General features: G+C 67.2%; 18 protein-coding genes. 16 read left to right on the plus strand and 2 right to left on the minus strand.

Annotated features, from left to right (window positions below):
- The first annotated feature begins 36 nt into the window (after positions 1 to 36).
- From MU521_RS09265 to MU521_RS09325, 12 genes are all read left to right on the plus strand, one after another.
- The gene (locus tag MU521_RS09265) at positions 37 to 519 is read left to right on the plus strand and encodes an urease subunit beta (RefSeq protein WP_092691613.1); all 483 of its coding nucleotides are present in this window, start codon (positions 37 to 39) and stop codon (positions 517 to 519) included.
- Positions 516 to 2,219 carry an urease subunit alpha gene (gene ureC, locus MU521_RS09270; RefSeq protein ID WP_092691616.1) on the plus strand — a complete coding sequence of 568 codons (1,704 nt, stop codon included), beginning with the start codon at positions 516 to 518 and terminating at the stop codon, positions 2,217 to 2,219. The genes MU521_RS09265 and ureC overlap by 4 nt, the downstream gene beginning before the upstream one ends.
- Positions 2,220 to 2,221: 2 nt before the next feature.
- Positions 2,222 to 2,617: an urease subunit gamma gene (locus MU521_RS09275; protein ID WP_092691619.1), complete on the plus strand. Its 396-nt coding sequence runs from the start codon at positions 2,222 to 2,224 to the stop codon at positions 2,615 to 2,617.
- On the plus strand, positions 2,614 to 3,228 hold the full coding sequence (gene ureG, locus MU521_RS09280) for an urease accessory protein UreG (RefSeq protein ID WP_092691622.1): 615 nt from the start codon (positions 2,614 to 2,616) through the stop codon (positions 3,226 to 3,228). Before MU521_RS09275 ends, ureG begins: the two co-directional genes overlap by 4 nt.
- 1 nt (position 3,229) lies before the next feature.
- Positions 3,230 to 4,117: an urease accessory protein UreD gene (locus tag MU521_RS09285; protein WP_092691626.1), complete on the plus strand. Its 888-nt coding sequence runs from the start codon at positions 3,230 to 3,232 to the stop codon at positions 4,115 to 4,117.
- Complete coding sequence (locus MU521_RS09290) at positions 4,117 to 4,770, plus strand: urease accessory protein UreE (protein WP_092691629.1); 654 nt, start codon at positions 4,117 to 4,119, stop codon at positions 4,768 to 4,770. Before MU521_RS09285 ends, MU521_RS09290 begins: the two co-directional genes overlap by 1 nt.
- Positions 4,767 to 5,471 (plus strand): urease accessory protein UreF, encoded by a 705-nt coding sequence (locus MU521_RS09300; protein ID WP_092691631.1) that lies wholly within the window; start codon positions 4,767 to 4,769, stop codon positions 5,469 to 5,471. The genes MU521_RS09290 and MU521_RS09300 overlap by 4 nt, the downstream gene beginning before the upstream one ends.
- A gap of 208 nt (positions 5,472 to 5,679) precedes the next feature.
- Complete coding sequence (locus MU521_RS09305) at positions 5,680 to 5,832, plus strand: hypothetical protein (RefSeq protein WP_175452846.1); 153 nt, start codon at positions 5,680 to 5,682, stop codon at positions 5,830 to 5,832.
- Positions 5,833 to 5,964: 132 nt separating this feature from the next.
- Positions 5,965 to 6,258, plus strand: a complete 294-nt coding sequence (locus MU521_RS09310; RefSeq protein ID WP_092691634.1) for a HalOD1 output domain-containing protein — start codon at positions 5,965 to 5,967, stop codon at positions 6,256 to 6,258.
- A gap of 95 nt (positions 6,259 to 6,353) precedes the next feature.
- Entirely contained in the window at positions 6,354 to 6,800 is a 447-nt protein-coding gene (locus tag MU521_RS09315) for an NYN domain-containing protein (protein ID WP_092691639.1), read from the plus strand.
- Positions 6,801 to 6,840: 40 nt separating this feature from the next.
- Positions 6,841 to 7,035 carry a DUF7557 family protein gene (locus tag MU521_RS09320; RefSeq protein WP_092691642.1) on the plus strand — a complete coding sequence of 65 codons (195 nt, stop codon included), beginning with the start codon at positions 6,841 to 6,843 and terminating at the stop codon, positions 7,033 to 7,035.
- Positions 7,036 to 7,428: a PIN domain-containing protein gene (locus tag MU521_RS09325; protein WP_092691645.1), complete on the plus strand. Its 393-nt coding sequence runs from the start codon at positions 7,036 to 7,038 to the stop codon at positions 7,426 to 7,428.
- Between the two features lie 31 nt (positions 7,429 to 7,459).
- On the opposite strand, the gene MU521_RS09330 is transcribed toward MU521_RS09325, so the two are convergent.
- Positions 7,460 to 8,500 carry a sodium:calcium antiporter gene (locus tag MU521_RS09330; protein ID WP_092691648.1) on the minus strand — a complete coding sequence of 347 codons (1,041 nt, stop codon included), beginning with the start codon at positions 8,498 to 8,500 and terminating at the stop codon, positions 7,460 to 7,462.
- Between the two features lie 164 nt (positions 8,501 to 8,664).
- Here MU521_RS09330 and MU521_RS09335 point away from each other — a divergent pair, with 164 nt between their 5' ends.
- From MU521_RS09335 to MU521_RS21620, 4 genes are all read left to right on the plus strand, one after another.
- Positions 8,665 to 9,507: a TatD family hydrolase gene (locus MU521_RS09335; RefSeq protein WP_092691650.1), complete on the plus strand. Its 843-nt coding sequence runs from the start codon at positions 8,665 to 8,667 to the stop codon at positions 9,505 to 9,507.
- 135 nt (positions 9,508 to 9,642) lie between these two features.
- Positions 9,643 to 10,230 (plus strand): DUF2150 family protein, encoded by a 588-nt coding sequence (locus tag MU521_RS09340; protein ID WP_092691653.1) that lies wholly within the window; start codon positions 9,643 to 9,645, stop codon positions 10,228 to 10,230.
- A gap of 95 nt (positions 10,231 to 10,325) precedes the next feature.
- Positions 10,326 to 10,733, plus strand: a complete 408-nt coding sequence (locus MU521_RS09345) for an archaellin/type IV pilin N-terminal domain-containing protein (RefSeq protein ID WP_092691655.1) — start codon at positions 10,326 to 10,328, stop codon at positions 10,731 to 10,733.
- Positions 10,734 to 10,819: 86 nt separating this feature from the next.
- Positions 10,820 to 12,778 (plus strand): PKD domain-containing protein, encoded by a 1,959-nt coding sequence (locus MU521_RS21620; protein WP_092691658.1) that lies wholly within the window; start codon positions 10,820 to 10,822, stop codon positions 12,776 to 12,778.
- Between the two features lie 3 nt (positions 12,779 to 12,781).
- On the opposite strand, the gene MU521_RS21625 is transcribed toward MU521_RS21620, so the two are convergent.
- Positions 12,782 to 13,507 (minus strand): CAP domain-containing protein, encoded by a 726-nt coding sequence (locus tag MU521_RS21625; RefSeq protein WP_139171104.1) that lies wholly within the window; start codon positions 13,505 to 13,507, stop codon positions 12,782 to 12,784.
- Positions 13,508 to 13,617 lie beyond the last annotated feature (110 nt).

Genomic DNA, 13,617 nt, shown 5'->3' on the forward strand with positions numbered 1-13,617 from the left:
ACAATCCGACAGTAGTAGTCGCGAGAGGTGGACGCGATGGGGAGTGACCTGATTCCCGGCGAGGTCGAGCCGGGCGAAGGCACAGTCCGAATCAACGAGGGTCGCGAGACGGCCACGGTGTCGGTCGCGAACACAGGCGACCGGCCCGTACAGGTCGGCTCGCACTTCCACTTCTTCGAGGTCAATCGGGCGCTCGCCTTCGACCGCGAGACGGCGTTCGGGATGCGTCTGGACGTGCCGGCGGGGACCGCGGTCAGGTTCGAACCCGGCGACGAGCGCGAGGTCGATCTCGTGGCCTACGGCGGGAAACAGCGCGTCACCGGCCACAACGGACTGACCGACGGCGCGACCAGCGACGGCGAGGCCGGCGACGCGCTGACCCGGGCACGGGAGCGCGGGTTCGGCGACAGCGAGGACGACCGGCGGGAGTCCTCGGAACATGCGAGCGGTGGAACCGCGAGCAGCGTCGGCGCGGAGAGCGAGGCGGCGGACGACGCCGACACGGAGGCGACGGAATGAGGGACGTATCCAGACGCCAGTACACGGACCTGTACGGCCCGACGGAGGGCTCCCGGGTTCGACTGGGCGACACGGAGTTGTTCGCCGAGGTCACCGAGGACCTCGGGACGCCCGGCGACGAGGCGGTCTTCGGCGGCGGGAAGACGCTCCGCGACGGCATGGGGATGGCCAGCGGCGTCACGGCGGCAGAGGGTGCGCTGGACTGGGTGCTGACGAACGCGGTCGTGATCGACCCGGTGCTGGGGGTCGTCTCGGCCGACGTGGGGATCAAAGACGGCGAGATCGCCGGCGTCGGGAAGGCGGGCAACCCGGACACGATGGACGGCGTGGACATGGTGGTCGGCGCGTCGACGGACGTGTACGACGCCGAGGGGATGATCGCCACCCCCGGCGGCCTCGACATTCACATCCACTTCAACAGCGAGAACCTGTACGAACACGCCATCACGTCGGGCATCACGACGATGATCGGCGGTGGGTACGGCGGCGGCGCGACCACCTGCACGACCGGGCCGACGAACATCGAGCGGTTCCTGCAGGCCGCGGACGACTGGCCCGTCAACGTCGGCTTCTACGGGAAAGGCAACAACAGCGATCCCGAACCGCTCCGCGAGCAGATCGAAGCCGGTGCCTGTGGGCTGAAGATGCACGAGGACTGGGGGTCGACACCCGAAGTGATCGACACCTGCCTGAGCGTCGCCGAGGAGATGGACGTACAGACCGCGATCCACACGGACACGCTCAACGAGTCGGGCTTCGTCGAGGACACCTTCGACGCCATCGACGGCCGGACGATGCACATGTTCCACATCGAGGGGGCCGGCGGCGGCCACGCCCCGGACATCATCGAACTCGTCGGGGAACCCAACGCCCTGCCGTCCTCGACGAACCCCTCGATGCCGTTCACGGAGAACACCGTCGACGAGCACCTGGACATGGTGATGGTCTGTCACCACCTCGACGACGATGTGCCCGAGGACGTGGCCTTCGCGGAGTCGCGCATCCGCCCGGAGACGCTGGCCGCCGAGGACGTGCTCCACGACCTCGGTGCTGTTTCGATCATGACCTCCGACTCGATGGCGATGGGCCGGATGGCCGAAGTCATCGCCCGCACCTGGCAGACCGCGGACAAGATGAAGCGCCAGCGCGGTCCCCTGCCCGGCGACGAGGGGACCGACAACGACAACGAACGCATCCTCCGGTACGTCGCCAAGTACACGATCAACCCGGCCATCACGGCGGGTATCGACCAGTACGTCGGCTCGCTGGAACCCGGCAAAGTCGCCGACGTGGCGCTGTGGGACCCCGCGTTCTTCGGGATCAAGCCCTCGATGGTGTTCAAGAGCGGCTTCCCGGTCATGTCGAGCATGGGCGAGGCCAACGGGTCGCTGATGACCTGCGAGCCCATCGTCCAGCGCGAGCGGGCGGGGGCCGTCGGAAAGGCCAAACACGAACTCTCGCTATCCTTCGTCAGCGAGGCCGCCGCCGAGCGCGGCGTCGGCGAGGCGTACGGCCTCGACAGCCGGGTCGTCCCGATCTCGGGCACCCGGACGGTCGCCAAGTCCGACATGGTGCGCAACGACTACTGTCCCGACGACATCGACGTGGACCCCGAGACGTTCGAGGTGACCGTCGACGACGACGTGATCAGCTGTGAACCCGCCGAGGAAATTCCGCTGGCTCAGCGGTACATGCTCTAAACATGAAACTCACACCCAAAGAACGCGAACGATTGACGATCTTCATGGCCGCAGAGCTCGCACGACGCCGCCGGGAACGCGGCGTGAAGCTGAACCACCCCGAGTCCGTCGCGCTCATCTCGGACTGGGCCTGCGAACGCGCCCGCGAGGGGATGGGCGTCGCCGAGATTCGCTCGGCGGCACAGGCCCTGCTCACCGAGGAGGACGTGATGGACGGCGTCCCCGAGATGATCGACACGGTGCAGGTGGAACCGACCTTCCCCGACGGGACCAAACTCGTGACCATCCACGACCCGATCCGGTTCGAGACGGCCGAGCAGGCCGACGAGATGGGGCTGGCCAGCGATGGCGGGCGACCGACGGGCGAGGAATCCGCCGACGGGGAGGAGAAAACATGAGCCGGCAGGTTGCCACCGTCGGCATCGGCGGCCCGGTCGGCTCCGGGAAGACCTCGCTGGTCCGGGCGCTGGTCCCGCGACTGCGCGAGGACGGCCTGCAGGTCGGTGTCATCGCCAACGACATCCTCACACAGGAGGACGCGGACGTGCTCCGGGAATCCTTCGCGGGCCTGATCCCCCCCGAACTGGTGGCCGGCGTCGAGACGGGAGCCTGCCCCCACACCGGCATCCGGGAGGACCCGTCGATGAACCTGGAGCAGATCGACCGGTTCCTGGAGATCGAGCCCGACCTCGATCTCGTCTTGCTGGAGAGCGGCGGGGACAACCTCGCGGCCACGTTCAACCCGGAACTGGCCGACTACTTCATGTACGTCATCTCGACGGCAGAGGGCGACGACATCCCCCGAAAGCGCGGACCGGGCGTCACCGAGGCCGATCTCCTCGTGATCAACAAGACCGACCTGGCACCCCACGTCGGGGCCGACCTGGACCTGATGCTCGACGACGCCGACGAGGTCCGGGACGGACCCGTGGTCACGACCAACTGCAAGACCGAGGACGGGATCGACGAGGTGGCCGCGGAGATCCAGGGCCAGGTGTTGTTCGCCTGAGATGGCCGCCACGAGCCCACAGGACGCCTTCGAGGCGTACGCGGCCGAGCGGCTCCCCCCGGCGGCCGACGGTGCGGTCGGCAAGGAGGGTCGGCTGGACGCGGCCTTCGCCGCCGTCGACGGGGAGACGCGGCTGGTGCAGGACTACGCGACCGTCCCCTTCCACCTGACCGGCGGGCTGGACCACGACGAGGCCCTGCCCGACCTGGCGACGGTGTACCTCCAGTCGCCGACCGGTGCGGTGGCGCAGGGCGACCGCCACGACCTCTCGGTGACGGTCGGCGAGAACGCAAAAGCCCACGTCACGACCGGGAACGCGACGAAGGTCCACGGCATGGACCGCAACTACGGCCGCGTGGACGTGGCCCTCTCGGTGGCGGCGGACGGCTATCTCGAGTACCTCCCGGAGCCGACGATCCTGCACGCCGACGCCCGCTACCGCGGCGAGACGACGCTCTCGGTGGCCGACGGTGCGAGTGCCATCGTGGGCGAGATCGTCGTGCCGGGTCGACTGGCCCGGGACGAGGCCTTCGAGTTCGAGCGCGCGTACACACGCTTGCAGGCACGCGACCCCGACGGGTTGCTGTTCGAGGACGCCACCGACCTGCACCCGGCAGAGCGCGACCCGCGGCGGCCGGGCGTCATGGGCGATCACGACGTGCTGGGGACGCTGTACGTCGTCGGCGACGCCGCGGCCGATCCGCTGCACGAACGCGTCGCCGACGCGACGACTGCCCGCGCCGGCGCGACCGCGCTCCCGAACGACGCAGGCGTGATGGTCCGCGCGCTGGGCGACCGGGGGGCCGTCTCGGGCGCGCTGGACGCCGCGTGGGACGCGGCCCGCCGGACGCTCGTCGGTGCCCCGGCACCGGAACGGAGGAAGGACTGATGCTGATCAGCGAGTCGGTCCTCGGGAACGTCGCGGACGACGCCGAGCTGCGGGCGGCGGTCGAGGCGCGTCCGGCCGACGAGGTCGAACGGGTCGTGCTGGACGAGCGCGAGCGCCGGCGCTCGCGGATCCGGACGACCACGGACGCGGGCACCGAGGTCGGCGTCGTGGTCGAGGACGAGCGCGGCCTCGAACCGGGGGACGTGCTGGTGAACGACGACGAGCGGGTCGTCCTCGTGGAGTTCGCCGACCGCGAGGCGCTGGTCGTCGCCTTCGAGGGTGGCGACGCCGCGGCGATGGCCCGGGCGGCGGAGCTGGGCCACGCCATCGGCAACCGCCACCGCGATCTGGCTGTCAGAGACGGCGAGGTGCTGATCGCGCTCGACGCGGACGGCGACCGGACCGTCGAGACGGTCACGGCGATGGTGCCCCAGGGGACCGAAACCCGGCGCGAACGGGTCGACCCCACGCTGTTCGACGGCGCGGGTTCCGCCGACCACGATCACGGCCACGATAGCGACGACGGTGACGGACACACGCACGACCACGGGAGCGACGGCCACACCCACGGGCCGGGGACCCACGATCACGCACCCGGCTTGGACATCCGGACGCTGGGCGAACCGAGCGCGGGCGAGGAGGGCGACGGATGACCGACGAGTCCCCGGTGGACGAATCGCCGGTCGCGGCGCTGCAGTTCGCGGACTCGTTGCTCCCGGCGGGGTCGTTCACGACCTCCTACGGGGTCGAGCAGTTCGTGGCGGCCGACGAGATTACGGACGCCGACGACCTGCAGGCGCTGGTCGAGACCTACCTCGACCGGCAGATCGGGCCCTGTGACATGGTGGTCGTCGCGGCGGCCCACGAGGCGGCGAGCGACGGCGATCACGACGAACTCCGGCGCGTCGACCGGCGGTGTTCGGCGGCACAGTTGCCCGCGGAGTTCCGCGAGAGTTCGACCCGGACCGGCGGGCAGTTGTGCTCGCTGGTGGCCGAGACCGAGGACGCTCCGTTCCTGGCGGCCTACGACGAGACCGTGGAAGCCGGGGACGCGCCGGGCAACTACGCGGCCGTCCTCGGCGCGGTCGCCGCCTGCACCGGGATGACTGCGCGCGAGGCGGCCATGGTCCAGGGGTACTCGTTCGTCACGGACCTCGTGGCGGCGGCCCAGCGCGTCCTCCGGATCGGGCACACCGACGTGCAACGGATCGTCACCGAGAGCCGCCCCGCCATCGTCGCCGCGTGGGAGGCGAACGAGGACCGGACCGTCGACGAGTTGAGCCCGTTTGCACCGCTGGTCGACGTACTGTCGGCGGAACACGAGCGCGCCGAGCGCCGACTGTTCCTCAGTTGAGCCCACCACGTGGTTCCGACGGTCGGAGAGTATTCGACGAACGTTTCCTCAGATTCTGTTCAGTGACTGTTTCGAAAAAAGTCCGCCACCGTATTCGGTCTGCTTCGACGAACATCCGGACGGTGGTGACCGAACGCTGTATCAGGATAAATCATGAAGGTTTATACTACTGGGAGTCACATGGCGAAACGAAGACGACAGAGCTACTATGACTCGGCCTCGATCCAACGAAATCGACCCGATGGTGCCCGAGCTCGCAGCCGCGACCGACCGGACCGACAGTGGGGGACGCGTAGCGTCCGACGGGGGCGTCGCTCGGGCGGCGGAGGCGGACGCGCCGCTGGTGCCCGACCTCACCTGAGTCGGTGGATGGACTCTTTTCGGTCGTCGCAGGACCGGGAGCTTCGCCGCTGGCGCTGTAACGGGCCGGTTGTGGAGCGAGTCCCGGTTCGCAAGCACAACCTTTGATTACCCACTCGCTGTAGCCGAATGTATGGGGTCTGATCGGAACGACGACGGCGGCGAGGAGGGGGGCCGGTTCCGGGCGACGTGGAATCCGGACGATCCGGACTCACTGACCGACACCATCGTCAACACGGTCGCCGAAGCGCGCGGCGTCGACGGGATGGAACTCTCCGAACTGCTCAACGACGTCCTCGACCCGGACGCGCTCGCCCGCGTGCTCGCGTCGGGGTCCGGAACGGTCACCGTGACGTTCACGCTGGACGGACAGTCGGTGACGGTCGACAGCGAGGGCTCCGTCATCGTCGAACCGGCGGCGGAGTGAGTCCGGGCGAAGCGAGCCGGTTTTCCCGCGACGATCACAGGACCCGTCGCGGTCGTCTCGAAAACCGTTTACCGCCGGCCCGCTCTCGGGGCAGTATGGGACTGCTGGATCGGCTGGGAGCCGGCAACGGGCCAGTACGGGTGGGTCTGTTCGTCGACGGCCCGAACGTCCTGCGTTCGGAGTTCGACGTGGACCTCGCGGATATCCGCGCCGTGGCCGGCGAGCGTGGCCGACTCGCCATCACGCGACTCTACCTCGACGAGAACGCGACGCCGGGCCTGATCCAGGCCGCCGAGGCCAACGGCTTCGAGGTCGCGACGACCAGCGGCGACGTGGACGTGAAACTGGCGGTCGATGCGACCGCCGCGGCCGCCGAGGGCGACATCGACCTGCTTGCCATCGCCTCCCGCGACACGGATTTCAAGCCCGTCGTCGAGGCCGCCGCTCGCCGGGGGGTCGAGACCTTCGCCATCGCACCCGGCGAGTACGGCCGCTCGGACGCGCTCCGGACCGCCGCCCACGACGCCGTGACGCTGGAGTGACGGCGGAAGATTCAACAGTATAAATTCACTATAAATTCTCATGAGCAGGACGTCGATCCCGGTTGATCACGAGACCAAGGAGCGACTCGATAGACTCAAGAAAGACGACGAAACGTGGGACGAGTTTCTGGAACGGACGGCGCTGAGTGACGAGCCTATCGAGAAGGGCTTCCTCTCCGAGGAGGGGGCGGAGGCAGCGAAAGAGAACATTCGGAAGACACGTGAGAGCTTCTGAATGCTCTTTCTCGATAGTTCGACGCTCATCGCCTATAGCAACGACGTGACCGAAGTAGTGGAGTACGTCGACGACGAAGGACGACTGTTCACCGCTTCGATCTGCGTGTACGAGGTCGTCGAGGGAGAGATGTGGGCGACTGGGAAAAGCGCCCACGTCGTCAGGCAAGGGTTCGGTGGCGTGCAGTCGGTCGACCTGAACGAAACCATCGCGATGGAGGCCGCGAGAATACAGAACGAGTTGCGGGGAGACGGTGCAGAGATGGCCGTCAGGGACCTCTTGATCGCGGCGACGGCCAGATCGACCGGTGCGGAACTCGTCGTTGCGGACTCGGACTTCGAGACCGAGCATCTGACCGATTTGATGACAGTGACGAACCTGGCGAGCGAGTAGAGAGATCGAGCGTCCGGTTCCCGTAGTACGCTTACCCCGCCGGCAGGATGCCCACGATGACGCCCGCGGATTCGAGCACCACCCAGACGACGAAGACGACGTATGCCAGGAGCAGGCTGTAGGATTCGAGCTGTGTGAGCGAGAGGTCGGTCCGGAGGACGGTAAAGAGGTGGATGGTCGCCAGCGTGAGGACGGCGAACATCGGGACGGCCATCGCGAAGTCGATCGAGGCCGAGCCGACGATGAGGACGCCGACGGGAATCGCCACGAGCAGGTCGAACGTATTCGAGCCCAGCACGTTCGCGACGGAAGCGACCCCGCGGTCGTCCTGTGCCGCCCGGATGCTCACCAGCGCGTCGGGGAGACTCGTCGCCGCGGCGATGACCGTCACACCCATGATGAACTCCGGCACGCCCAGCGCGGCCCCGATCAGGTCGACTGAGTGGACCAGTCGCTCGACGGCGATCAGGATCACCACGAGACCGGCCGCCAGAAAGCCCCACTCCTTCCGGACCGCGATGTCCGCGATCCCGTCGGTGTCGGCCACGTAGTCGCCGGTGTCCTGCATCTGGATGAAGATGTACAGGCCGTAGAGCCCGATGGGGATCATCGCCAGCGGCCGCGTCACGAAGCCGGCGAGGTCTGGCGCGCCCGCGGTGGTGTCGGGGTAGTAGATGACCGCCAGCGCGAACGTGATCACCAGCACCGAGACCGCGAGCATGTAGAACTGTGCCTCCTTGTACACCAGCGTCCGATTGGCCTCGATCTGGTCGTCCTTCGCGATGCCCGACAGCGCGGGGATCACGAGGATGTTGAAGATCGCCGAACCCACGATGGCCCCGACGCCGAGTTCGATGGAGTCGGTCAGGATGGCGGCAAAGACCACGGAGGCGAGTTCCGGGAAGCTGGAGCCGACGGCGGTCACGATGGCTCCCTGCACGACCTGTGGCAGGCCGTAGTACGTCGAGAGTTCCTCGCTGGCCTCTTCGAGCCAGCCGCTCCCGATCCAAATGCCGACAGTCGCCACGACGACGATCCCGATGTCGACCAGTGAGACGCCGGCCTCGCTCATCGAGTGAACGGTCAGATGGCAGGTCAATAGGTATTCCGCCGGTCGGGACGACCCCGGTAGGGAGACGCTGCGTCGTACAGGTAGAAACCTGGGAAGCTCGGATCCCCCGCGGCTGGCGTTGCCCGAGACGAACGGTTTTTGCGCCGGGCGCGACCAGGACGGGTATGGACGACCTCGACACGCCGGTACTGGACGATCACCTGCATCTGGACCCGGTCAACGGACGCAACACGGAAGCCGTCGAGGAGTTCGCGGACCACGGTGGGACCCACCTGCTGGTCCTCAACAAACCCTCCTGGGGCCTCGGCGTCGAAGTCGAGGACGCCGAGGACTTCCGGGAGGTGTTCGACCTCACGGTGCAGGCAGTGGAGGACGCCACCGAGGTCCTGGACGGCCGGGCCTGGCCCGTGCTCGGGGTCCACCCGGCGCTGATCTCGCAGTTGCTCGACCGGGGCTACGAACCCGAGGAGGCCCGCGACCTGATGCAGGCGGGGCTGGACGTGGCCGCCGAGTACGTCGCCGAGGGGCCGGCGCTGGCCATCAAGTCCGGCCGGCCCCACTACGACGTGGACGAGGCGGTGTGGGCGGCCTCGAACGACGTGATGAAACACGCCTTCGAGCTGGGCGGGGAGGTCGGCTGTGCCGTCCAGTTGCACACGGAGGGCGGCGAGGACTTCGCCGACGTCGCCGAGTGGGCCGAGGACCGCGGCCTCCCGCGCGAGCGCGTGGTGAAACACTACTCCGGTGGCCGGATGGAAGGGCCCGTCCCGAGCGTCCTCGCCGACAAGGACGAACTCGAAGTCGCGGTCGAGCGCGGCGAGCCGTTCATGATGGAGACGGACTTCATCGACGACCCGGATCGGCCGGGTGCGGTGCTGGGGCCGAAGACCGTGCCCCGCCGCGTGCGCTGGCTCTTGGAGGAGGGTCACGACGAGGCGATCCGCAACGCCCACGTCGAGACGCCCGCGCGGGTGTACGGTATCGACACCGAGGCGACGCTGGAGTGAGATCGGTGCTCGTGGCTGCCTTGGCGGTTTAGGTCCCAGCGGACACGGTTTCGTCGTATTCGGGAGGTCCCACCGCAGTCGGTCGGGGTGTGTTGACCTCGAAGTCTTTAACCCCGGCCGTACATAGGGGCAGGTATGAGCGATAGCGACCCGCCGGGGACGTTTTACACCGAGGAGCGGTGGCAAAACTGGATCGAGCGGATCGACGAGGAGGAGATCGACCCCGAAGACGAAGACTCCGCGCGGCTCCTGCTCAACCTGCAGGACGACACGGCCATCGCGGTCGCGAAGATCATCACGGCCTACGAGGACGGCGACATCGAGGCCGAGGCGGCCCGCGAGAAACTCGAAGACATCCGGGAGATCGTCCTCTCGGAGGTCCAGCTGGACGACGAGGAGAAGCTAATGCTCGTCGACGGCGTCCAGACCTCGCTCGTCTGTGTCTTCTACGCGGCAGAGGAGTACGTCGCCGGCGGCGTCGCCGAGGACGGGAGCATCGAGGAGTACGTCCGCGCGGCCGCCGACGCCGAGGCCGAAGAGGACCCCGACGCGGCGCTTGGCTACTGCGCGCAGGCCGGGACCCGCATCATCGACGGCGACGAACTGTCGATGGAACTGGCCGAGGAACTGGAGTTCGGGCTGGTGGCCGAGTGGGTCAACGGGCTGGACAGCCTCCAGACGGCGATGAGTGACCCCGAGGTCGTCGAAGAGGACGAGGACTGAGCGGGACTGGACGCTGACGTGGTCGGCACGCGGGTCGTGGCATCGATACGTCCACAATACTATTGCGCGTCGGGCGACGAAGGTCCGTATCTCGGATGTCCCGCAGTCGTGCCCAGTCGGAAGTCGTCGGCGTCGTCATTCTGATCGGCGTCGTGGTCACGATGGTCGGGATCGTGAGCGTCGTAATTCTCTCTGATGCCGGGACCGACGGGTCGGTACTGGCAGACGTGTCCGTCGAGGCCAACGGGACACACCTACAGATCGTACACATGGGTGGGGACGAAATCCCGATCGACGACCTCGAGGTCGTCCTCGACGGGACCGACGAAGCGGACCGTATTCGTGTCGACCCCACGAACGTGACCGGCGGCGACGGTCAGTTCGGCCCGGGGGACCGGCTCGTGCGGACACACGGCCTCGCGGGTGACCGGGCCAGAATCGTCGTCGTCCACAGTGGCGAGAACGCCGTCGTCGCGGAGGCGACGGTCACGCTCGACGGGTGAGAGCGACCGAGATCGCCCAGCAGGTGTGTTTCGGCCTCGGGAACAGCCACACAAGTTTTACTCTCAGCGGTTATAGGGTCGAAGACGTGACTCTCCGGGACGACACGAGAGGCCAAGCGATCCAGATCGGAGCGGTGCTCCTGTTCGGTACCCTCATCATCGCGTTCTCGTCCTACCAGGCGTTCGTCGTCCCGGACCAGAACCGAGAGGTCGAATTCAAACACAATCAGGAGGTCCAGGGGGACATGCAGGACCTCCGAAACGCGGTCGTGTCGATGACGGGGAATCAAAACGGCCGCTCCGCCTCGGTGACGCTGGGCACGCGGTACCCGAGCAGGCTGATCGCACTCAATCCCGGGCCACCGGCGGGGACGTTGCGGACGGTGGGGACGACGAACCGGAGCGTGGCGTTCAACCTCACGAACGCCGTCGCCACTGACGGTGACACCGACGACTTCTGGAACGGCGACCGACGGTCGTACAATACGGGGAGTATCGTCTACGACCCCAATTACAACCTCTACGACAGTGCGCCGACGACGGTGTACGGGCAGACGGTTCTGTACAACCGGTTCGACGACGGCGCTGCAGCCAAAACGAGCCAACTCCTGATCGACGGAACCGACCTGTCGGTCGTGACCGTCAACGGATCGCTCAGTCGGACGGCGGCCGACGCCACCGCGGTCGACGTACGCCCGATCAGCACCGGCGGGGGCGCGATCGACGTCGAGGACGGGAGCAACCCGATCGAGTTGAACTTCCAGTCGGGGCTGCCCGCCACCCAGTGGGAGCAACTCCTCGAATCCGAGTACGATCCGGACGGCTCTGCGCCCGACAAGTACGTCAGCGGCATCAGTGGTACACCGCTCTCTGATCGGTTCTACGAGATCACACTGACCCTCGAACCCGCCGAGTACGACCTCACCATGACGAAAGTCGGGGTCGGTGTGGGGGCGACCGAAGAATCCGACGCGTATCTGACCGCTGTGACGGCCGACCCGAGTGCGACGACGGGCTCGACGACCGATGTCGTCCTCGAAGTCCGCGATCAGTACAACAACCCGGTCGAAGGCGTGACGGTCGAGGGCGGAGTCGCACCCGGGAACGACGGGACCGTCGATCCACAGGCCGAGTCCGACGACGACGGGCGTGTGCAGTTCGAGTACGCGGCCCCGGACTCAACGGGGAGCAACCAGCTCAACTTCAGCATCGACGAGCTCAACGGAACGTTCGACGACGGGACGCCCGAAGACGTGTCTCTAAACGTCGAGGTGACGGCTGGCGGTACGTCGGGCCCCAATGGCCCCGAGGAGAGCGGGCTGATCTACAACGACGACGCGACACAGGATCCGACCACTACCGGCGGTGTGGGCTTTACCGTCACCAACGAGGTCGGGGAGGAGATCGAGATTACCGATGTGACGATCGATCCAGTCGACGATGAAATCTCGTTACTTGACGATACTGTTGCGAACCCAATCTCCCCACCGTCGGCAACAGAGAGCGAGCTCTACATCTCTGCGGACAGTGACGGGTACGTCGATACAGCGGCAGAAGCCGAACTCCCGGTCTCGTTCGACCTCGACGACGGGAGTTACTACTGGAGCAACGGGAACCCGGTACTCTCGGCCGGGTCGGACGCGACGTTCGACCTGTACGAATTCCGGAACTCGGCTGGCGATCAGTTCGACATGGACGGGCGGAGCGTCACCCTCACGGTGACCTACCGGCCGACGGCGGGCGGCCAGGCCGAAACCTCGACGTTCACCATTCGGCCGGGCGGAACCGGTGGCAACCAGGTGCCGACCGCGGAGTTCCAGATCAGCACTGCGAGCGGGAACAACCAGTACAACATCGACGGGAGCGGGTCGTCCGATCCCGACGGGTCGATCGCGACCTACGAGTGGGACCTGGACGATGACGGAATCTTCGACGACGAGACCGGGCAGACACCTGGAAAGACCAAAATCGATGCAGATCGCGTCTCCCTCCGCGTGACTGACGACAGCGGGGATGCGGACACGGCGACGAAGGCCGTCCCCTGACCGTCAGCAAAGCGCGACGGTGACGTAGACGATCCCGTCAGCCGTCGCGACCCCGGTCCCGACGTGGTCGGCGTTCCGGATCGTCAGGGTCTCCCGCGACGCTCGATCAGCGAACCAGCGCTCGACGACGGCGTTCGCCGTCACCGTCGCGTTCGCGCCGTTGGGGTCGACGCTCGTGACGAGTTCGAGGTCCGAGAGCGGGCGCAGGTACGACTCGTACTGGTGGCGCATCCGACAGTCGAGGCCGGCCGCCGCGTAGCGGTCGGCCGTCGTCGTCTCGCCAGCCGTCGGCGCGGCGAGGTGCAGACGCGCCATCCGAGCGCTGTGGTTGCGCGCGAGCGTGGAGAGTCGCTGTGCAACCGTGGTGTTCGTTTCGAGCGTCCCGTCGAAGGTGTCGCTGCGGATCGGGTTGTCGCGGTAGCCGTTGATCGCAGCGGCCAGCGCTCGTTCGAGCCGTGTTTCGTTCAGCGCCATCGAGTCGTCGGCTTCGGTCGCGGACACGACTGCCGCGGCCTGCGGCGGACGGTCTGGTGTGGGTTCGACGGCCGTTAGATCGGCGGCGGCGGTCGCTTCCGAGACTGTCGTCGTCTCCGGTGGCAACGTCGGGGACGACACCGATCGGTCACGGTCGGGGCCGGGCGTCAGTCCATCGACGACGAGCGGCAGTGACACGGCGACTGCGAGCAGGAGGAGCGACGCGGCGAGCGCGCGCTTCATGCTGTCGAGCACGGATCTGTGGGGCTATCGATGCGAGTACGCGTGCGCCGGTCCAGCGGTAGGCCAGTCGTCATAGAGAAGGTGTTCTCCCGGGAGAGTCGACCGCCGCGAGGAAATATGTT

Source organism: Halorientalis regularis, from assembly GCF_023698535.1.
Taxonomy (GTDB): Archaea; Halobacteriota; Halobacteria; order Halobacteriales; family Haloarculaceae; genus Halorientalis; species Halorientalis regularis.